The 18,114-nt window shown below is 67.9% G+C and carries 21 protein-coding genes; 7 read left to right on the forward strand and 14 right to left on the reverse strand.

Features of this window, described 5'->3' with window-relative positions:
* Nucleotides 1-11 precede the first annotated feature (11 nt).
* The 4 genes from trpA (at nucleotide 12) to ABN034_RS27155 (ending at nucleotide 3,265) form a co-directional block, all read left to right on the forward strand.
* The gene (trpA, locus tag ABN034_RS27140; protein ID WP_349693814.1) at nucleotides 12-839 is read left to right on the forward strand and encodes a tryptophan synthase subunit alpha; all 828 of its coding nucleotides are present in this window, start codon (nucleotides 12-14) and stop codon (nucleotides 837-839) included.
* 40 nt (nucleotides 840-879) lie between these two features.
* On the forward strand, nucleotides 880-1,635 hold the full coding sequence (locus ABN034_RS27145; RefSeq protein WP_349693815.1) for a GntR family transcriptional regulator: 756 nt from the start codon (nucleotides 880-882) through the stop codon (nucleotides 1,633-1,635).
* A gap of 167 nt (nucleotides 1,636-1,802) precedes the next feature.
* Nucleotides 1,803-2,717 carry a helix-turn-helix domain-containing protein gene (locus ABN034_RS27150; protein ID WP_349693816.1) on the forward strand — a complete coding sequence of 305 codons (915 nt, stop codon included), beginning with the start codon at nucleotides 1,803-1,805 and terminating at the stop codon, nucleotides 2,715-2,717.
* A 53-nt stretch (nucleotides 2,718-2,770) separates the two neighbouring features.
* Nucleotides 2,771-3,265 carry an NUDIX domain-containing protein gene (locus tag ABN034_RS27155; RefSeq protein ID WP_349693817.1) on the forward strand — a complete coding sequence of 165 codons (495 nt, stop codon included), beginning with the start codon at nucleotides 2,771-2,773 and terminating at the stop codon, nucleotides 3,263-3,265.
* 107 nt (nucleotides 3,266-3,372) lie between these two features.
* Here ABN034_RS27155 and ABN034_RS27160 read toward each other — a convergent pair whose 3' ends face one another.
* On the reverse strand, nucleotides 3,373-3,861 hold the full coding sequence (locus ABN034_RS27160; RefSeq protein ID WP_349693818.1) for a GAF domain-containing protein: 489 nt from the start codon (nucleotides 3,859-3,861) through the stop codon (nucleotides 3,373-3,375).
* A gap of 254 nt (nucleotides 3,862-4,115) precedes the next feature.
* Between ABN034_RS27160 and ABN034_RS27165 the strand changes: the two genes are divergently transcribed.
* Together ABN034_RS27165 and ABN034_RS27170 are read left to right on the forward strand one after the other, a co-directional pair.
* On the forward strand, nucleotides 4,116-5,453 hold the full coding sequence (locus ABN034_RS27165) for an Nramp family divalent metal transporter (protein ID WP_349693819.1): 1,338 nt from the start codon (nucleotides 4,116-4,118) through the stop codon (nucleotides 5,451-5,453).
* A gap of 123 nt (nucleotides 5,454-5,576) precedes the next feature.
* Nucleotides 5,577-6,602 carry a VIT1/CCC1 transporter family protein gene (locus tag ABN034_RS27170; protein WP_349693820.1) on the forward strand — a complete coding sequence of 342 codons (1,026 nt, stop codon included), beginning with the start codon at nucleotides 5,577-5,579 and terminating at the stop codon, nucleotides 6,600-6,602.
* Nucleotides 6,603-6,621: 19 nt separating this feature from the next.
* Here the strand turns inward: ABN034_RS27170 and ABN034_RS27175 are convergent, their stop codons facing one another.
* From ABN034_RS27175 to ABN034_RS27220, 10 genes are all read right to left on the reverse strand, one after another.
* The gene (locus ABN034_RS27175; protein ID WP_349693821.1) at nucleotides 6,622-7,710 is read right to left on the reverse strand and encodes an SRPBCC family protein; all 1,089 of its coding nucleotides are present in this window, start codon (nucleotides 7,708-7,710) and stop codon (nucleotides 6,622-6,624) included.
* Nucleotides 7,711-7,730: 20 nt separating this feature from the next.
* On the reverse strand, nucleotides 7,731-8,327 hold the full coding sequence (locus ABN034_RS27180; RefSeq protein WP_349693822.1) for a hypothetical protein: 597 nt from the start codon (nucleotides 8,325-8,327) through the stop codon (nucleotides 7,731-7,733).
* A gap of 28 nt (nucleotides 8,328-8,355) precedes the next feature.
* Nucleotides 8,356-8,601 (reverse strand): gas vesicle protein GvpG, encoded by a 246-nt coding sequence (locus ABN034_RS27185; RefSeq protein ID WP_349331027.1) that lies wholly within the window; start codon nucleotides 8,599-8,601, stop codon nucleotides 8,356-8,358.
* Between the two features lie 7 nt (nucleotides 8,602-8,608).
* Nucleotides 8,609-9,364 carry a GvpL/GvpF family gas vesicle protein gene (locus tag ABN034_RS27190; protein ID WP_349693823.1) on the reverse strand — a complete coding sequence of 252 codons (756 nt, stop codon included), beginning with the start codon at nucleotides 9,362-9,364 and terminating at the stop codon, nucleotides 8,609-8,611.
* Nucleotides 9,357-9,800 (reverse strand): gas vesicle structural protein GvpA, encoded by a 444-nt coding sequence (locus ABN034_RS27195; RefSeq protein ID WP_502879101.1) that lies wholly within the window; start codon nucleotides 9,798-9,800, stop codon nucleotides 9,357-9,359. Before ABN034_RS27195 ends, ABN034_RS27190 begins: the two co-directional genes overlap by 8 nt.
* Nucleotides 9,797-10,585: a gas vesicle protein GvpJ gene (gene gvpJ, locus ABN034_RS27200; RefSeq protein WP_349693824.1), complete on the reverse strand. Its 789-nt coding sequence runs from the start codon at nucleotides 10,583-10,585 to the stop codon at nucleotides 9,797-9,799. The genes ABN034_RS27195 and gvpJ overlap by 4 nt, the downstream gene beginning before the upstream one ends.
* Complete coding sequence (locus ABN034_RS27205) at nucleotides 10,582-11,757, reverse strand: GvpL/GvpF family gas vesicle protein (protein ID WP_349693825.1); 1,176 nt, start codon at nucleotides 11,755-11,757, stop codon at nucleotides 10,582-10,584. Before ABN034_RS27205 ends, gvpJ begins: the two co-directional genes overlap by 4 nt.
* The gene (locus ABN034_RS27210; RefSeq protein WP_349693826.1) at nucleotides 11,750-12,094 is read right to left on the reverse strand and encodes a gas vesicle protein; all 345 of its coding nucleotides are present in this window, start codon (nucleotides 12,092-12,094) and stop codon (nucleotides 11,750-11,752) included. The genes ABN034_RS27205 and ABN034_RS27210 overlap by 8 nt, the downstream gene beginning before the upstream one ends.
* Nucleotides 12,095-12,153: 59 nt before the next feature.
* Nucleotides 12,154-12,480 carry a gas vesicle protein GvpO gene (gene gvpO, locus ABN034_RS27215; RefSeq protein WP_349331023.1) on the reverse strand — a complete coding sequence of 109 codons (327 nt, stop codon included), beginning with the start codon at nucleotides 12,478-12,480 and terminating at the stop codon, nucleotides 12,154-12,156.
* A 241-nt stretch (nucleotides 12,481-12,721) separates the two neighbouring features.
* Complete coding sequence (locus tag ABN034_RS27220; protein WP_349693827.1) at nucleotides 12,722-13,351, reverse strand: nucleoside/nucleotide kinase family protein; 630 nt, start codon at nucleotides 13,349-13,351, stop codon at nucleotides 12,722-12,724.
* Between ABN034_RS27220 and ABN034_RS27225 the strand changes: the two genes are divergently transcribed.
* Nucleotides 13,346-14,647: an MFS transporter gene (locus ABN034_RS27225; RefSeq protein WP_349693828.1), complete on the forward strand. Its 1,302-nt coding sequence runs from the start codon at nucleotides 13,346-13,348 to the stop codon at nucleotides 14,645-14,647. The genes ABN034_RS27220 and ABN034_RS27225 overlap by 6 nt on opposite strands.
* Here ABN034_RS27225 and ABN034_RS27230 read toward each other — a convergent pair.
* From ABN034_RS27230 to ABN034_RS27240, 3 genes are all read right to left on the reverse strand, one after another.
* Nucleotides 14,635-15,924, reverse strand: coding sequence for an ArsB/NhaD family transporter (locus tag ABN034_RS27230; RefSeq protein ID WP_349693829.1), 1,290 nt, complete (start codon nucleotides 15,922-15,924; stop codon nucleotides 14,635-14,637). The two genes, ABN034_RS27225 and ABN034_RS27230, sit on opposite strands and share 13 nt — an antisense overlap.
* A gap of 315 nt (nucleotides 15,925-16,239) precedes the next feature.
* Nucleotides 16,240-17,448 (reverse strand): winged helix-turn-helix domain-containing protein, encoded by a 1,209-nt coding sequence (locus tag ABN034_RS27235; protein ID WP_349693830.1) that lies wholly within the window; start codon nucleotides 17,446-17,448, stop codon nucleotides 16,240-16,242.
* 93 nt (nucleotides 17,449-17,541) lie between these two features.
* Nucleotides 17,542-18,063, reverse strand: coding sequence for a DinB family protein (locus tag ABN034_RS27240; RefSeq protein ID WP_349693831.1), 522 nt, complete (start codon nucleotides 18,061-18,063; stop codon nucleotides 17,542-17,544).
* Nucleotides 18,064-18,114 lie beyond the last annotated feature (51 nt).

Below are 18,114 nucleotides of genomic sequence, written 5' to 3' on the forward strand. Positions count from 1 at the left end.
GAAGTGAGGTCATGAATCAACACAGCACCACCCTGGAGCAGCACCTGCGTGCCCGCCGCGACTCCGGCCACAAGCTGCTGATGCCCTATCTGACCGGCGGCATCACGAAGGACTGGGTGGGATACCTGCAGGCCTTCGCCGACGCCGGCGCCGACGCCATCGAGGTCGGCATTCCGTTCTCCGACCCGACCCTGGACGGCAAGACCATCCAGGAGGCGTCGGACGCGGCTCTCGCCCGCGGAGCCACGCCGTCCGGCATCCTCGACGCACTCGCGCGAGCAGGCGTGGGCGTGGGCGTGCCGATCGTCGTCAGCACCTACGCCAATCTGGTCCTGCGGACCGGTGTCGACCAGTTCTGCACGGCTCTGCGCGCGGCCGGTGTGAGCGGATTGATCGTTCCCGACCTGCCGCTGGAGGAGGCCGGCGACGTCGAGCGGGCCGCGGCCGGAGCCGGGGTGGAGCTCGCCCTGCTCGCCACGCCGGCCACGCCGGCCGAGCGGTTGGGTGAGATCGCGGCGCGCAGCCGGGGGTTCGTCTATGCGGTCTCAGTGATGGGTACGACGGGCGAACGGGCGGAACTCCCGGCCTCGGCGGCGCACCTTGCGACGCGGATCGGGCAGGCCACCGATCGGCCCGTACTCTTGGGCTTCGGCGTCTCCACGCCCGAACAGGCCACCGCCGCCGGCCGGTACGCCGAGGGCGTGATCGTCGGCGCGGCGATCATGCGCCGGGTGCTCGACGGAGCCGGTCCTGCGGCGACAGGAGCGTACATCGGGGCGTTGCGCGTCGCGCTGGACACCGCGGACGGACCTGTGGGAGCCGCGGATCGCCACGGTTGAGGCAGGCTTGGGAAATGGACTGGGGACGGACCGGACGAGGATGACCCACGACGTCAGACGCGAGGCGAGGTATCGCAGGATCGCCCGAGACCTCGAGGCAAAGATCCGGGCCGGACACTATGCCCCCGGGGAGGCGCTACCGCCGCAGCGTGAGCTCAGCAGCACCTACGGAGTCACACTCATGACCCTGCGTCAGGCGTTGAGGGAACTCAGCGACGACGGGCTGATCGTGCAGCGGCCTGGTCGCGGCACGTTCGTCTCGCCACCGCAGCTGGCCTACCAGCTCGGTTCCCTGCGCAGCTTCGCCGACGACCTCCGCGACCAGGGCCATGACGTACGTACGACAGTGGTGCAGCGAGCAGTGCGCCGCCTGCCCTCCCGCGTCGCCAGGCAGCTGCGCGCCCGTGTCACCGACACCGGTCTGCGGCTGGAGCGGGTCCGCGAGTTCGCCGGCCGCCGGGCGATCCATCAGGTCTCCTGGGTGCGGCCACCACACGCCCAGGATCTCCGCGAGGTGGACTTCACCGCCGTCTCCCTCTACACGTCCCTGGCCGACCTGGGCGTCGCGGTCGCTCAGGCGTCGGAGACGATCGGCCCCGACGTGCTCGGGGCGGATGTCGCCCGCCACCTCGACGAGCCACCGGGTGCGCCGGTCCTCATCAGCGAACGGATCACCTACACGGGGGACGGCATCGCCATCGTCGCCGACCGGGCGACCATTCTCGGCAGCATGATGCAGATCACCACCCAGCGCGCCGCGAACGGCTTGTCCCTCCATTGGGCGGCCACCGGCTGACGCGCAGCCAACGTCCCCGGGGCGGCGGTTATGAGGTCGCCCCTCATCCAATGCAGGCTTGCGGCAGGGTGCCCCTCATCCAAGGCGGGTTCGCGTCAAGCGCCCCACAAGCGCCTGACAGCAAATTCGGTCAAGCCGGAGGTCGATCCACTCGGCAGGATGGGGTCATGGGTTCCCGGCCGGATGTGTTCGCGGCGTTCCTCGACGTCCTGACGGAGGCGCTGGACGATCACGAGGCGACGGGTGCTGACCTGGCCGATCGGATGCACCTGTCGCGGTTCCACCTTGACCGCGTCATCGCGGCGGCCGCCGGGGAGCCGCCGGCGCGGCTACGCCGACGCGTGCTGCTGGAACGCGCGGCCTACCACCTGGTGACCACGGCTCGGACGGTGCTCGACGTCGCCGTGGAGGCGGGGTACTCCACCCATGAGTCGTTCACCCGGGCCTTTGCCAGGGCGTACGGATCGCCACCCGCCCACTGGCGCAAGAGCCCCACCCGGATCCGGATCGAGGCGCCCAACGGCGTGCATTTCCATCCACCCGACAGCCTGCGGCTGCCGGCTCAGACGAAGGTGAGTGCCATGGACCTCCTTGTCCGCATGGTCGAACATCACATCTGGCTGCTCGGGGAGATGCTGACCCGTGCCGAAACGCTCCGCGACGACCAACTGGACGCGCCGATCGAGATCTCGGTTGAGGGCGTCGACGACGAGCCGTCCCTGCGGTCGTTGCTGTCGCGGCTCGTCGGTCAACTGGAGATGTGGAGTGCCGCGATCCAGGGACGGGCGTACGACTTCGCCGTGGAACGCGGCGAGAGCATCCCACACGTGCGGGACCGGCTGGCCGACGTGGGCCCGGACTTTCTCACGCAGGTACGCGAGACCTGCGCGCGAGGTCGCCTTGACGAGGCGATCATCTGCCCCGGTGACCGGGTGGAGGTCTACACGTTCGGTGCCGTCATCGCCCACGTCCTGACCTTCGCCGCCCATCGCCGCACGCTCGTGGCCGGCGCGCTGCACGATGCGGGGTTCACCGACCTGGACAGCGGCGATCCCATTCGGTGGATCACCCAGCATGCCTGACACCCATGGCGCGCAACGCCTCGTCCGCCGCCGGGCGCACTAGGATCTGGGGCATGTCCGGGGTGGACCAGACGAGCGACCATTGGACGGCAAGACTTCCGAAGAAGCGGATGGCCGCCGGCGCCTTGTTCTTCGACAAGGATGGCCGGGTCCTGCTCGTCGAGCCCACCTATACTCCCGGCTGGGACTATCCCGGCGGAGTCGTGGAAGCGAACGAGACCCCGTACGTCGCGGCATGCCGGGAGATCGAGGAGGAGCTCGGACTCTCCACGAAGCTGGGCGGGCTGTTGGCCGTCGACTGGGAGCCCGCCCGCGACGAGATCCCATTGGAAGGCTTCGGAGTGGTGTTCGACGGCGGGATGCTGTCCGATGACGAGATCGCTCGGATCCGGCTTCCCGCAGAGGAACTGCATCGCTTTGGCTTCTTCACACCCGCCGAAGCCGCTGAGTTGCTCCCGGCGCATCTCTGGCGCCGGGTGTCGGCAGCGATGCGCGCTCGCGACGATGCGACAGCGGTCTACCTGGATGACGGCTATCCCGTGAGGTAACCCGACGCGGCAAGGTGCCCCTCATCCAACGAAGGTTCGCGGCAAGGTGCCCCTTATCCAACGAAGGTTCGCGGCAAGGGGTGTGTGCCGGCCGGAGCTTTCGTGCCCTACCGCATGAAGCCGGGGTCGGGCAACCCCTCTGGGAACCGCACGAGCGCCTCCGCCGTGAGGTTCGCGAGCCGCTCCACCGCTGCGATCTCGTCGCTCCTCGGCCACCTCACCCGCGCCCAGTAGACACCGATGGCGCCGACCGGCGCCGGCATCAGAATCGGAGTAATGACCATGCTGCGCACGAAGGTCGGCCGGTAGGCCTCCTGCGGAATCCGCTCATCCTTCTCGGTGTCAGGAACGATCGCGGTCTCCTTGGACAGCATCGCCCAACCGCTGATGCATTCGGTGACGGGGAAGCGCTGCCCCTTCCACAGCGGGCTCATCGCGTCCTCGTCCGCGTAGTAGCACATGTCCGCTTCAAGGAGAACAAATGTGGCCCCCTGTGCGCGGGCAGCCCTGCGCGCCGCCACCTTCACGATCTGTTGAACATCCTCGAGACGCTCTGCCGCATCGAGCTGACGGGCGACGTGGTCGAGGAGCACCACACTCTCGGTCATCACGAACCCTGCCTCACAAGCTGAACCGACCATCGCTTCCGACAATAACCCTCACCGGCGGGTCGTCCGGAATCGGACCGCAACCCTTGACGCCCCGTCCTCGGTGCGGGCAGCGTGGGGACGCCGCAGAACGCACATTTGCCCCACCACGAAAGCGCAAGACTCTCCTCGGACGGCAACGTCGGCACGGAAGCCACCGGATCGATGGAGATCGCGAACGCCAAGTGAAGGGTTTGCGTCACATGGCAGCAGAGGAAACGTCGGCCGGGCCGTCGAGCCCGTCGATTCCCAAGGGCCCGTCGATTCCCAAGGGTTTCAAGGGATACGTACAGTTCACTGGCCCCGGCCTGCTGGTGGCGATGGCCTGGCTCAGTGCCGGTGACCTCGTGACGGCCTCCGTCTCCGGCGCGGACTATGGCTACGCCCTGATCTGGGCGCTCGTCATGTCCCTGGTCGCGCGGTACTTCTTCGTTTCGGCGATCGGGAAATACATCCTCGCCAACAACGAGGAAAGCGACTCGATCATGGCCGGCTTCCGCCGCCTCTGGCGTGGCCTGCCGATCCTCATGGGCGCGGTCGCCTTCGTCGTCGGCTTCATCGTCCAGACCTACATCATCAAGGGCGCCGCCGCTGCTCTCTACAACCTGGTCGGACGCCCGGGCGACTCGGGATGGGGGGTCTTCGTCGTCGCCATTCTGCTGGTCGGGCTGACGACCGCGATGCTCCTGGCCGGACGCCAGTACAAGGTGCTCGAACTCCTGGCCCGGCTGTCCGTGGTCGCACTGCTCGTGACATTCATGATCATCGTTGCGCTGCGCGGATTCGACGTCATGGAGCTGCTGCGTGGACTGGTCTTCCAGGTTCCCGAGGACGCGGGAGGCTTCCGGTCAATCGTCATCGTGGCCGCGATCATCGGCGCCGTCGGCGGATCGGCCGCCAACCTCCTCTATCCGTACTTCCTGCGCGACAAGGGCTGGAACCGTCCGGAGTACCGCAAGCTGCAGATCGTCGACCTGCTCATCGGCATCGTGGCCATGGTCATCATCAACCTCGCCGTCTGGATCATGGCGGCGGAAACCCTGCAAGGCCGTGACTTCAGCATCCAGGACGAGAACGATCTGGCCCAGATGATGCAGCTGGGAATCGGGGCGCCGGGGCCGGTTCTGCTGTGGCTGGGGCTGTTCTTCGTGACCTTCAACTCGTTTCCCGCTTATTCGTACGGCTTCACCAAGGTGTTGCTCGACGGCGTGCGCCACACGTTCCCTCGGGTGTCGGACCCCGCGGACGACCTGGAACGCATACCCGGGTTCCGGTGGCTCCAGATCGGCGGGCTCCTCTGCCTGCCGTTGCTGTTCTCGTTGCCGATGGCGCCGAACTTCGTCGTGTTGACGATCGCTGGTCAGGCCCTGCAGGCGTTGACCGGGCCGATCATCATCGTCGGGATCATCATCCTCACCAGCAGTCGCAGGTTCATGATGGCTGCGTACGTCAACAAGTGGTGGGAGACGCTGGCGCTGCTGCTCATCGGCGCCATCGGCCTGTGGGCGACGTTCGGCACGATCAGGAGTTTCTTCGGCTGAGGACCATTTTGCCTGAACGGCGTACAGTGTCCTGGCGTTTCGAGCAGGATGCGCCTCATGGGCGATGGCACTCCTCGGTCTCCGGCCGCCCGCTCGCCTGCGACAGTTCGCCGGTGGCGCCGCATGCTGGCTGACGAAAGGGAGGAAGCCAGGGTCTACCGTGAGCTGGCCGGCCGCAGCGACGGTGAGGAACGCCAGATCCTGCTCGGTCTGGCAGACGCCGAAACACGCCATGCGGCCTACTGGGAACGCCTCCTCGGCGAGGACGTCGGCCCGCCCCAACGTGGCTCACCCAGGATGCGGCTGCTGGCCCACCTCGCGCGGCGGTTCGGCTGGCTGTTCGTCCTGGTCCTCATGCAGCATGCGGAGAGCCGGTGGCGCTATGCGGCCGACGCCGATGTCCCGCCGGCGATGGCGGCCGACGAACGGATCCACGCCGAGGTCGTCCGGGGTCTTGCCGCCCGAGGGCGGGCCAGACTGTCCGGCACGTTGCGCGCCTCGGTCTTCGGAGCCAACGACGGCCTGGTGAGCAACATCTCCCTTGTCCTCGGCGTGATCGGCGGCGGTGCGAGCAGCCGGAGCGTCCTGCTCGCAGGACTCGCCGGGCTGCTCGCGGGCGCGCTGTCGATGGCCGCCGGCGAGTACATCTCGGTGAGTTCCCAGCGTGAGCTTCTGGCCGCGTCGCGACCCGATGACAAGGCAAGGATCTCCGTGGCACAGCTCGACGTCGACGCCAATGAGCTCGCCCTCGTCTACCGGGCCAGGGGTATCCCCGCCGACGAGGCGGAGCGCAGGGCGGACGCGGTGCTGCATCGCCAGTCCGCAGGGCCGGCACCGCCGACCCGTGCGGGAATCGACGGCACCGATGTCGTGGGAAGTGGCCTCGGTGCAGCGATCTCGAGTTTCGTCTTCTTCGCCGTCGGTGCGTTCATACCGGTGCTCCCGTTCCTCCTCGGAATGCAGGAACTGACGGCCGTGGTCGTTGCCGGGGTACTCACCGGTGTCGCGCTGATGATCGCGGGCGCGACGGTCGGGGTACTGTCGGGCGCGTCCCCACTGCGACGCGCCCTGCGCCAGTTGGCGATCGGAGTCACCGCGGCGACAGCGACCTATCTGCTGGGCCTGGCGTTCGGCACGATTGTCGGCTGAACGAGTCGGATCGAGCGGCCTACCGCCGGGCCTTTTCCTTGCTCCTACGCTCTTCTGAGCGCCGCTGCCGCGGTGGACGTGCCCGACGCTTTTCGTCCGACTCTTCCTCGCCCTCTTGCTCCTCCTCTTCCTCGGCGCGAGGTTCCCTTTCCTCACGTTCCTCCTCGCCGGTCGGCTCCTCGCGCTCCTCGCCTTCACCTTCCGGCTCTTCGCCACCCTCGCGTTCCTTCTCCGCCTTGACGACCTCGTCGTGGTCGCGGACGATCTCGCCGTCGCGGACCTCGCCACGCCAGCCGTTGTCGGCATCCTCTTCCTCGGCCTGCATCATCACGTAGCGGCGGAAGAGTTTGATGTCCAGGCGTGCTCGTCGACCTGGTGCCCGCCAGAGGTTGGCGGTCTTCTCGAAGAATCCGTGCGGAGTGTACTCGAGCACAACGAGGATCTTGGTGAGCTCGTCCTCGAGGGGGTGGAAGCTGACCGTCCCGTTGACTTCCGTCTGACCCTCCGTCCGCCAGGTGATGCGTTCGTCGGGTATCTGCTCGGTGATCGTGGCCTTCCAGCTCCGGTTGGACCAGGCGACCTTCGCCTTCCAGTTGCTCTGCGTACGGTCCCCCTCGTCCACGTCGACGCTCTGAGCACCCTTGGACCAGCGCGGGAACTGGTCGAACTGCGTCCAGTGGTTGTACGCCACCCTCAGGGGGACGCCGACGTTGAGGTCCTCGACGATGTTCATCGACTTCCGCCCGGATCCGCCGCCTTTGCCGCCGCCCTTGAACATGGACTTCACCTTCTCCCCCACACTTTTCACACCGGCCTTCGCCATCGCCTTTCCAGGTGACGCACCACCGAGGGTCTCCTTCAACGTCCCCGCGAGCAGACCGCCGGGACTCGCCTTGCCCTCAGCCACATCGGAGAGCCCACGCGTCATCCCTCCGACCTTGCCGCCGAGGCCCTGAATCATCCGCTGCGCCTTCGCGGAGACGTAGTGCTGACCTTCGTCGAGCAGTCGCTGCGTCGCCGGACTCTTCGCCGCGGCCTTGCGTACCCCCTCGCCGATGTCGGACAGGTTGGCTTGACCACGTTTTCCCTTGGCCGCTGTCTCGCTCATGTCGTCCCCCTCATTCGGATTCAGTCGCGGTCGCCGCGAGAGCCGGCACCCGCGGGCGTACGACGTCCTCGGGTACGGGACATGCGGTCCGCCGCGCTCCGGGTTTTCGGGCGGGTTGGTTGGGTCGGTGGACGGCGCCGCCGCGGGCGCTGCTCGTCCTCCCGTTCCTCGCCCTGCTGCCCGCGGTCCTCGCCGCGATCCACTTCGTCGCGGTCCCCCTCGTCGCCTTCACGCTCGGCGCGGCCTTCCATGTCCTCAGACTCGTCCTCTGACGACCGCTTCGACTTGCCGTCCGGTGAGGGCTCCTCGGACTCGGCGCCGGTGAGCTTCGCCGTCCGCTGGTGCAACCCGTCCGCCAGTTTGTTGAGTGGCGCACTGAGAACCGCACCCGCGGCCGAGCGCCCCGTCGACACCAACTCGCCGCGAATCTCCTCGCGGATCTGGCCGAACTGCGCTGACTCCGCGATTCGTCCCATCGCCTCCCTGCCGAGGGAACGTACGTTGAGCCGCTTGCCGACCAGCACAGATCCCAACAGGAGAGCCATCTTCGCCTTCTTGCGCCGGCCGAGCACGTACCCTCCGACCACGGCGGCACCAATCTTCGTCGAGGTGTTCATCAACGCTCCTCCTCCTGACGCTTCGTTTCTATTCCCCCGCCGCGCGTGCGTCGGCCTCCTCGAGCAGGTCGAGTAGTTCGTCCTCTCGCTCGTCGAACTCCTCCGGGGTGAGCACGCCGTCATCGAGGGCCTGGGAGAGTTCCTGAAGCTCGGCTCGGATCCGCGCCGGGTCGTAGTACTCGTCCTCGCCCACGTCGGCGATTCGCCTCGCCACCCAGCCGATCCCCCGCGCCGGTGCCAACGGAAGGGTAAGAAGTCCCGTCACCAGTCCCATCCGCTGCTCACCCCTCCTGCGCACCCACGAAGCTGTACGGAGGTAGCGGGCCGATCCGCTGCAGCCGGACGTCCGGACCGAACCACGCGTCGAGCCGATCCACCGCGTCGACGAACTCCGCCGTTCGGTTCCGGTCCACGAGAAAGCTCGCGTTGACGGCGGCACCTTTGACCGGCGGACCCGGAACGCTCCGCTCTGCCAACGGATCGAGCGCTTCGTACAAGTGCTTTCCGATGTGGTCATACCGCGTCTGGATGGCCTGCGCGACATACTCACCCAGTTGGATCCGGTCCTCGATCGAAGCGGCGGGTTGGGTGCGGAGGCGGCGGATCGTCGGGTCGGTGGTCGCAACCTCGCGGACCATCTCGTCCTCGTCGCAGAACACCTTGATGTTGATCTCGATCCGACCCTCGAGCTCGGCGAGCATGGCGAGGTGCATCTCACTGTCCTCGATCAGCTCTTCGCGCAGGCTCTCCTCGTCCCGAGCGATCACACCGAACCGCATCGGCAGGATGGTGCCCTGCATCGTCATCGCATCAAGAACGCGTTGGTGAGCCGTCACGTCTCTGCGCTTGGCCCGCAGTTCCCTGGGTGCGTCGCTGACGACGGCCGCTACTTGCCCGGCGTCCAGCCTGCGCAGCCTTGTCGGTGGTTCGCCGACACCCTCGACCTCCTCAAAGTGGCAAGGGTGTTCGGCGCCGACGATGCCGTAGACGTACGTGGCTTCTGACGGGTTCACGCGTAGGTCGGTCGGATCAGTCATCGCGCCGCTCCGATCGTTCTCGGCTGCTCCCGCGCGGACGCGGGATCTCCTCACGTTCCCGTTCGTCCTCGTCCTCGCCGCCGCCGCGGCCCTTGCGGAACGCCTCGGTGAACGTCTCGGCGGCTCCGCTCAGTGCACCCTTCGTCTTGCCGCTCGCCCCCTGCTCTGACAGCTCGCCGACGAACTCGGGAAGCTGCCTGGGTTTCTTCTCGGAAAGATCGAGACGGTTCACCGCTTCGGCAAAGCGGAGATAGGTGTCAACACTCGCGATGACGACCCGGATGTCGATGGTGAGCAGTTCGATGCCCACGAGCGACACCCGGATGTAGGCATCGATGACAAGTCCCTTGTCCAGGATGAGTTCGAGAACGTCGTACAGGCTGCTCGAGTGGCCCCGGCCTACACCTCCTGGGCCCTGGTGCGGCATGACAGTCATGGGTGAGCCCTTCTTCCTGAATCAGTCAACGGCAGGCCCAGGTCGAGATCCCGGGCCGAGCCGATGGGGGGCGGATGGCGGCGTTGCCGACCAATGAAGTCGGTGAGCTCCGCCGTCTGCTGCTCCAGCGCCATCAATGACCGGCCAAGCCGTTCCACTTCGGCCCCGGTGAGGGTGCCGGCATCCATCCGACGCAACGCCTGGCGTTCCAGAAGCTGTCGCACGATGTCGACGAGAACGACGACGAGCCCGGCGATGCCTGCCTGGCGGTTGTCGCCTTCTTCCGCCCGGTTCCCCGACGAGTCGTCGCGTGCGAGATCGTTCGCGGTACGAATCGAAGAGGCGGTCTCGTCGCCGTTCATGGCGGACGCAGTCCGTTCGGGCACAGTCCGTTCGGGCACAGTCCGTTCGGGCACAGTCCGTTCGGGCACAATCCGTTCGGTCGCAGTCCGTTCGGGCAGAGACCGACCGGACGTAAGCTCTACGGACGCGGGCATTTCGCGGAACGGTGCGTTGCTTTCGAGGACCTCATCGCTCGCGCGGACCTCTGCCTCGCGAGGAACCGCTTCGCGTCCCTGCCCGGCTGCCAGGTGTCGACTCTGCTGGGCGGACTCCGGGCGCAACGTGTTGACCGATGCCAGCAGGAGCCGGAGATCGACTCTCACCAGGTCGACGCCGGCGAGGGTGAGCAGCACCGTCCCGTCGAGGTAGGCACCCGCGTCGAGGAGCCGGTCGAGAACGTCGACCAGCGAGCCGTCGTCGAGCGCGAGCCGGCGGTCGCTCATGACACCACCCCTTGCCGGGTAGGTGTTTTCGTTGCTCCGGCGTCTCCGGGCTCTCGCCTGGAGGGGATCCCCGACGCCTTCTCCTCCACCGGTATCGGCTCATCCGTACGCATCGATACGAAGTGGTACGGTGGCCACGGACCGGTCACCTCCAGGCGCAGGCCCTCCGCCGCGTGGCGCGAACCGAGGAGGTCCAAGGCCTCGTGGAAACGGGTCTCCGCTGAGTGCGGTACGAGATAGACGGCATCGAACGCCAGAGCAGCGGAATCTCCCTGCCGTGAGGCCGCGCGGATGACCGTCTCTCTGGCATGCGGTGACAGTGCATCGTCGATCTCGGCCGCCATCTCTGCGCGCCGTTCGCGGGAGTGCGTGCGCGCCTCCGCGGCCGCTTGCCTGCGCCTCATCCATTGCGTACCGTCCGGCGCCTCCGGCCCGCCCGTCGCAACGGATTCCGCACTCGAATCATCGGCCAGCGGACCCGTGGCGTGAGCTTTGACGCCCCACTCGGCGGCACCGTCGAGGCGGTCGAGTTCGCCCCGGAGTTCGTCTGCCCGGGCGTGCAGTACGCGACGCACATGATCGCGACTCGGATAGAGCGCGCCGAACCTGAACGGCAGCGCGGTGGCATGGCGGCACACGCGGTCCAGCACGTTCTCGTGCGCGCGGACCGACTTGTTCAGCCAGCCTTCCGCGCTGAGGTCCGGTTCGTCGCCGCTGGCGCGGAACCCGCGGAGGGGAACCTCGGCGGTGACGGCAGCGAGATCGTCCGTGGTGACCAACTGCACCCGTCGCGCTTCGACGCCGGCGATGTCGTCCGCGATCACGCCGGCCACGTCGTCCCTTCTGGCGATGGCGTAGAGGTACCAGGCGGTCTCGCCCGCGAGTTCGGCCGGAGCGGCCGATGCGGCCGGAGTTGCCGGAGCAGCCGGAGCGGCCGGAGCAGCCGGAGCAGCCGATGCGGGTGGTGCGGGCGGCGAACGCTGCGGTGGCGGCGCTGTGGAAGGTCGCGCCGCAAGCCACTGTGCGACGGCCGCGCGGTACTCCTGGGCGAGCCGACGGGCGAGCTCGTCGCACACGAGGTCCCGGGCACGCCGATCGGCGTCCGCCACGAGCGACTCGATCTCCTGCGCGGAGGGCGGGTTCGGCCGTCCAGTCAGCGGAGCATCACCCATCGGACGCTCCGTTCCCTCGACGCGTCGACGCCGCCCGGACCTGCCGGTGCTCGCCGGTCGACGACCCCTCCGGCTCGGGCAGGCCGGCCGCCGCCACCTGGCGTTCCAACTGCTCGATGCGGCTCTTCAGCTCCCGATTTTCCCGTTCCAGTTGGTTGTTTCCGGTCAGGAAGGGATCGGCGGTCCACCAGTCGATACCCATGTCCCGAGCAGTGTCGACCGAGGCGATCAACAGCCGTACCTTGAGCGTCAGAAGCTCGATGTCGAGAACATTCACCATGATGTCGCCGGCGATGACGACTCCCTTGTCGAGCACCCTTTCAAGAATGTCGGCCAACGAGTCATTGGAACGCGACACGGGCGCCGTGCCGGTTCTGCGGTATTCGGGCCGAGCAGTCACAGTTCACCCGCCTGATTACGCGGATAGCGGCGAGTGCGGTGATAGGACAGGACATTGCCGTCCTCGTCGGTTCGCGTCTCATAGCTCGCCAGCACACTTGTCGAGTCAGGTATCCGGTCGAGTTCGACGATCTCGACCTGGAAAAGCCACCCATCCTCGTCGTGTTCCAGGCGGGAGACACCTTCGACCGCACGGCTGGTGAGCATGGAGAGCTGGTCCATCGCCTTCCGGGACACGGTCACCGGACTGCGATCACCAGACGTACCACCACGTCGTCCGCGTTCGTGCTCCCGACCGGTGTCATGCCTCCGTCCGTCCGCCATCGCAAGCCCTCTTCCGCGTTGGCTCGTCGACGTACGCTTCGACGTTTCCGCCCGCGATGCGCCTGAGGAATTCCCTCTACCTCTTTCGACCCACGTTACGCAGCAGGTAGTGAACTTTCGACCGGCGCTTCCCGCTAACTATCTCCGGGACGGCGAGAAAACAGGGAAAGCGGTCGCGGCGACCGGACATGTCTTTGCTTGGCGACTCTTCCGGAAATTCCACACTATGGCCTGGTGAAGTTCACCGGCATTCGACGAGTGCGGGGTGGCGGGGATTGTCGAGCAGGACGACGACGTCGGCCTGCCGGCTCGGTTCAGCCTCGACCTCATACCGGGCGTACGCAGGCAGTGTCCACCGCTCCTCCTCTGGCGTACTGCGGGCGAGCGCAGAGGGCGACAACGCCAGGTGCACGCTCAGGTCGGCGGGCAGGCCACACCCCAGCAGGAGTGATCCACTGACCAGGACCACACCGCCCGGTGGAACGGCGACATACTCCGAGCGGTACGCCCGGTCGAGCGCCGCATCATGGCGCGCCGGAAGGATGCGCCCGGTGCCGCCCGCCGCCAACGGTGCGAACACCTCCCGGACCAGCGCGCCGGTGTCGAGCCAGTCCTCGTACATCACGTCGGGGTCGTCCCGGCCGCGTTCGAACCGGAGCGACGCCGGGCGGAGGTAGTCCTCGGCGGACACCTGCACGACGGGGCGCCCCCGCGTGCGCAGGGGGTCGACCAGCGCGCCGGCCCATTCCCGCGGCCGAGTGGGCGGGCTGCCATCGACAAGCACCCGAACCCCGCTGTCGCGCGGCCGGTCGTCGATGGCGTCCACGACCTCCGCGACGAGCCGGTCAGGGGTGAGCGGACGGACGTGCATGCCCCCATTCTCGTCGACCACCTGGGCCGGATCCTGCGCGGCCAGTTCGTTCGCCGGCCAGGCTCGACCTGCGCTACCTGCCGTCCGGATATCGTCGCGGGTGTGCTCGAGCCGTATCGCGCGCTCCTTCGCCTTCCTGGAACGCTGAAGTTCTCCGCCAGCGGACTGCTGGGCCGGCTGCCGATCTCGATGGTCGCCCTCGGCATCATCATCCTGGTTTCGGCCAGGACGGGCTCCTACGGCATCGCCGGCTCGGTGGCCGCGGCGTACGTGATCGCCAGGTCGGCCTGCTCGCCACTGCAGGCCCGGCTGGTCGACCGGTACGGCCAGCGGCGGATGCTTCCGCTGATCGCGTTCGTCCACGCGGCGACGCTCGGCGGGCTCGTCGTCGTGGTGGACCTCGACCTGCCCGTTCCGGTCCTCCACGTCCTCGCGGCGCTGGCCGGTGGCAGTTCGCCGACGATCGGTTCGTACGTACGAGCCCGCTGGAACCACCTGCTCGGCAACACGCCGGAGTTACAGACCGCGTTCGCGCTCGAGGCGGTGGTGGACGAGCTGCTCTTCATGATCGGCCCACCCGTCGTGACGCTTCTCGCGACCGCGGTCAACCCGAGCGCCGGAATCCTGGTGGCGTTGGCGTCCGGGTTCGTCGGGACGCTCCTGCTGGCCTCGCTTCGCGGCACCGAACCGCCGGCGCACGGTCGGAGCGGGGCCGGCACCGCCTTGCAGCCACTCGGGTGGCGGCTCCTCCTTCCGGTGGTGGCGGCGAGTGTGGGGATCGGGACCCTCTTCGGGGCCTTCGACATCTCGGTCATCGCCCTCGCCTCCGAGCAGGACGCGCGGGCGTGGTCCGGGGTGCTCCTCGCCATCACCGCCACCGGCTCCATGCTCGCCGCCGCCATCCTCGGCGGCCTGCGGTTGCGGAGATCCGCTTCGGCGCGGTTCCGCATCGGGACGGTGGCCATTGCGGTCGCGATACTGCCGCTGCCGTTCATCGACCACCTCGGCGTCCTCGCGGTGATCGTCTTCGGAGTGGGGTTCACGATCTCGCCCACGCTCATCGCGAGCACGGCGCGGGTGTCGGAGACCGTTCCGACCTCCCGCCTCGCCGAAGGGCTCGCCTGGACGACCAGCGCCGTCGTGGGCGGCATCGCCCTGGGTGGGGCGGTCGCCGGCCAGGTCATCGACCACGCTGGTGCGAGCGCGGGCTTCGTCGTCTCGATCACGGCCGGCGTCCTCGCCGCGGCCGCGGCACTCGCGAGCCCACGCGGCAACGGGCCCGGTCAGATGAGATAGCGCAGCCAGAGGTACGGCAGGCTGAGCAGGACCGTCGCCGCCGCCACGACCAGGCCGTACTTCGTGAACTCCCAGAAACTGATCGGGTGCCCGTTGCGCTTGGCGATGCCGAGGACGACGACGTTGGCGCTGGCACCGATCGCGGTCGCGTTACCGCCAAGGTCGGCGCCGAGGGCGAGCGCCCACCACAGCACGGTCTCGCCCGCAAGCGGGCCGTCGGGCGCTACCAGCTGGGCGACGACCGGACTCATCGTCGTGACGAACGGGATGTTGTCGATGATCGCCGACAGGACCGCCGACCCGAACAGCAGCAGCGGAACGGCGCGGGTCGCCTCCCCGTCGGTTGCGGCACTGAGGACGTCGGCGATGGTGTCGATCACGCCGACCTTGACCAGTGCACCCACCATGATGAACAGCCCCGCGAAGAACAGCAGCGTCTCCCATTCGACGTCCTCCATGTACGCACCGGTCGGCAGCCGGCTCACCAGTACCAGCAGGCCCGCACCCAGCAGGGCAACGACCGACGGCTCGATGTGCAGCACCGGATGGAGAACGAAGCCGGCGAGAACGGCGGCGAGGACGACCAGGCTGCGGACGAGGAGTTTCGGATCGCCGATGGCCTCCCGTTCGTTCAGCTCCATCATTTCCGCGACCCGGGCCGGATCGGCGACGAAGTCCTTACGGAACAGCACTCTCGCCATCAGGAGGAACACCGCGAGGAGTACGACGACCAACGGCGCCAGGTGAATCAGGAAGTCGTTGTAGGACAGCCCGCCGCGGCTCGCGATGATGATGTTGGGCGGGTCGCCGACCAGTGTCGCCGTACCTCCGATGTTGGAGGCGAGCACTTCGGCGATCAGAAAGGGTACCGGGCGCAGGCCCAGTCGTACGCACACGAGGATGGTGACCGGCGCGACCAGCAGCACCGTGGTCACGTTGTCCAGCATGGCGGAAGCCCCCGCCGTCAGCACGCAGAGGAGGACCATCAGCCGGTACGGCTGACCTCTGGCCCGCTTGGCCGCCCAGATCGCGAGAAACTCGAAGACGCCCGTCTGACGCAGCACACCGACGATGATCATCATCCCGAGCAGCAGGAAGATGACGTTCCAGTCGATGCCGGTGTGCTCGGAATAGAACAGGTCGTGGGCACCGACGACGCCCGCGGCGGCAACGATTCCCGCGCCCACCAGCGCGATCATGGTTCGCGGCAGCCGGTCGTGCACGATCAGGACGTACGCGAGGGCGAAGACCGCGACCGGCAGGATCCAGCCGGTCATCGCGACAACTCGCCTTCAGCGCACCGCCGGACAACAGCCGCGGCGCCTGTCTGAGTGGCTGGCCGGCCGGCTGTCTGGCTACTGGTCACGAAGGCGGCGCTCAGCGAGCCAACAGGCATGTGGGATCCTCCTCGGCGGTCGGTGATGGGCACCGCCGACCAGACTTCCCGGCACACCTGCCCGGGAGCCTACCGAGATCGCGGCCGCCGCCCCGCACCGGGCCAGCCGGAGCACGGGCCAGGACATGGCTCATGATCAGGAGTCACGTACAGCGGATTGACCGGTGCGGAGAGCGACAATCGGGCACCGCGCTGCTCATGAACCGACCAGAGCGGAGCCGAGACTTCCTCGTCCTGTGACGACGATGCGATCGAGGCCGAGCCAGTCGGCCAGGTGACGTAGCTCGACGGCAAGCTCCGCCGCCACCTCGGCTTCGTCGACGCCGGGTTCGGCGTGTGCGGCCTGGACCACCAGGGCGGACCCGGTGCGGTCGGCCCTGAGATCGACCCGACCGACCGGGCGGTCACCGAGGAGGAACGGGAGGACGAAGTATCCATAGACCCGCTTGTCCTTCGGTTTGTAGAACTCGATGTGGTGGTCGAACTGGAACAGGCGCGGGCACCGCACCTGCCCACCGAGCACCGGGTCGAACGGCGACAGCAGGGTACGGACATGGACCCGGCGCGGTATCCGTGCCTGGTGCCAGACGTACGCCGGCCCGCGCCAGCCCTCGACCCGAACGGGCAGCAGCTCCCCCGCCTCAACCAGCGAGGCGACGAGGACCTTCGACTCGCTGGCCGGCAGGAACCAGTGGTGACGCAGGTCGGCCGCAGTGGCGATGCCGAGTGCCTTTGCCGCCAACCGGATGAGCTCGCGTTGGGCGTCTTCCTCGGTGGGCGTCGGCATCGCCAACACCTCTGGTGGCAGCACGCGCTCGGTGAGGTCGTACATCCGGGTGAAGTGGGGACGGGCGGCGATGCTCACCTGGCCGGTGATGAAGAGCCACTCCAGCGCGACCTTCGCGTGGCTCCAGTTGAACATCCCACCGCCACCGGGGCGACGCCCCTGCGTGCCGATCTCGCCGGCACTGATCGGTCCGCGCTCCGCGACAACGGCGAGGACCTCGCGGAGGTAGCCCGCCGGCAGCTGGGCGACCCGGGCGCTGCCCGACCACTCCTGCTCCGCCGCACGCTTCATCCGCCAGCGAAAGAGTGGGTGCATCGACACCGGTAGCAGGGTCGCGGCGTTTCCCCAGTACTCGAACAACGCGCGCTGTCGTCCATCACCCCAGGCGAGGCGGTCCAGGAGCCTTCGTGGGTAGGGCCCGAGGCGGCCGAACAGGGTCGCGTAGTGCATCCGGCACAGCACGTTCAACGCATCGAGCTGGAGGTAGCCGACCCGGTTCACCACCCGCTTGATGTGTCGGGCGTCGACTCTGCCGGCCGGCCGCGGATCGAGAAACCCCTGTGCGGCCAGGGCTATCCGCCGCGCGGCCGCAGCCGAGACGGGAGTCGACGTACGCATCAGGCAACCTGCCCTGGCCGGAGAGGGGATGCGCACGACAGCCTAGAACCGCCCACCGACACCTCAGGCGAACGCCGAACTCCCTGCGGCGGCTCAGCTCAGGTAGCCGGTCCTGCCGTCGAGAATCTCGCGGATCGCGTCCATGTGGCCGAGGTGACGCGCGGTCTCCTCGATCATGTGGTGCAGGATCCACCGCAGGGAGGCGGGACTGTCGCCGCCATGCTGCCCCTTCTCGAGATCGTCGAGGGTGTGTCTGGCGGTGATCGCCCGTGAGCGCGCGCATTCGTCGTCGTACTCGTCGAGCAGGTCCGCAAGCTTCCGGCCGTCGACCCGCATCTCGGCGTCAGGGTCGCCGTCGTCGCGCCATGGCGTCTGGCCCGTGTCGGGTTCGCCGAGAAGGTCGAGGTGGAACCAGGAGTACTCCACCCAGCGCAGATGCGCCACGATGCCGGCCATCGTCATGAGTGGCGACGACGGAAGGACGGCACGATGCGCGTCCTCCTCGGACAGGCCCTCGCACTTCATCCGTACGCCGGCACGTTGCAGGTCGAGCCATCCGGTGAGCTGGCTACGTTCGTCGGCGTCTCCGGACGGGCGAAGGTGCTTGATCGACACCGATCCCTCCCCAGCGGTCGCGCACCATTCAAGTCATGCCGTACGCATCGC

This window comes from Actinopolymorpha sp. B11F2 (genome assembly GCF_040195635.1).
In the GTDB taxonomy this organism is placed as follows: Bacteria; Actinomycetota; Actinomycetes; order Propionibacteriales; family Actinopolymorphaceae; genus Thermasporomyces.

Coding starts and splice junctions, on each gene's coding strand:
- ABN034_RS27180 (WP_349693822.1), bottom strand. CDS start 8,327: ATGAACACCTCGACGAAGATTGGTGCCGCCGTGGTCGGAGGGTACGTG.
- ABN034_RS27190 (WP_349693823.1), bottom strand. CDS start 9,364: ATGACTGATCCGACCGACCTACGCGTGAACCCGTCAGAAGCCACGTAC.
- ABN034_RS27195 (WP_502879101.1), bottom strand. CDS start 9,800: ATGACTGTCATGCCGCACCAGGGCCCAGGAGGTGTAGGCCGGGGCCAC.
- ABN034_RS27155 (WP_349693817.1), top strand. CDS start 2,771: ATGTCCGGGGTGGACCAGACGAGCGACCATTGGACGGCAAGACTTCCG.
- ABN034_RS27185 (WP_349331027.1), bottom strand. CDS start 8,601: ATGGGACTGGTGACGGGACTTCTTACCCTTCCGTTGGCACCGGCGCGG.
- ABN034_RS27205 (WP_349693825.1), bottom strand. CDS start 11,757: ATGGGTGATGCTCCGCTGACTGGACGGCCGAACCCGCCCTCCGCGCAG.
- gvpO (WP_349331023.1), bottom strand. CDS start 12,480: ATGGCGGACGGACGGAGGCATGACACCGGTCGGGAGCACGAACGCGGA.
- ABN034_RS27170 (WP_349693820.1), top strand. CDS start 5,577: ATGCTGGCTGACGAAAGGGAGGAAGCCAGGGTCTACCGTGAGCTGGCC.
- ABN034_RS27175 (WP_349693821.1), bottom strand. CDS start 7,710: ATGAGCGAGACAGCGGCCAAGGGAAAACGTGGTCAAGCCAACCTGTCC.
- ABN034_RS27220 (WP_349693827.1), bottom strand. CDS start 13,351: ATGCACGTCCGTCCGCTCACCCCTGACCGGCTCGTCGCGGAGGTCGTG.
- trpA (WP_349693814.1), top strand. CDS start 12: ATGAATCAACACAGCACCACCCTGGAGCAGCACCTGCGTGCCCGCCGC.
- ABN034_RS27230 (WP_349693829.1), bottom strand. CDS start 15,924: ATGACCGGCTGGATCCTGCCGGTCGCGGTCTTCGCCCTCGCGTACGTC.
- ABN034_RS27165 (WP_349693819.1), top strand. CDS start 4,116: ATGGCAGCAGAGGAAACGTCGGCCGGGCCGTCGAGCCCGTCGATTCCC.
- ABN034_RS27145 (WP_349693815.1), top strand. CDS start 880: ATGACCCACGACGTCAGACGCGAGGCGAGGTATCGCAGGATCGCCCGA.
- gvpJ (WP_349693824.1), bottom strand. CDS start 10,585: ATGAGCGACCGCCGGCTCGCGCTCGACGACGGCTCGCTGGTCGACGTT.
- ABN034_RS27150 (WP_349693816.1), top strand. CDS start 1,803: ATGGGTTCCCGGCCGGATGTGTTCGCGGCGTTCCTCGACGTCCTGACG.
- ABN034_RS27235 (WP_349693830.1), bottom strand. CDS start 17,448: ATGCGTACGTCGACTCCCGTCTCGGCTGCGGCCGCGCGGCGGATAGCC.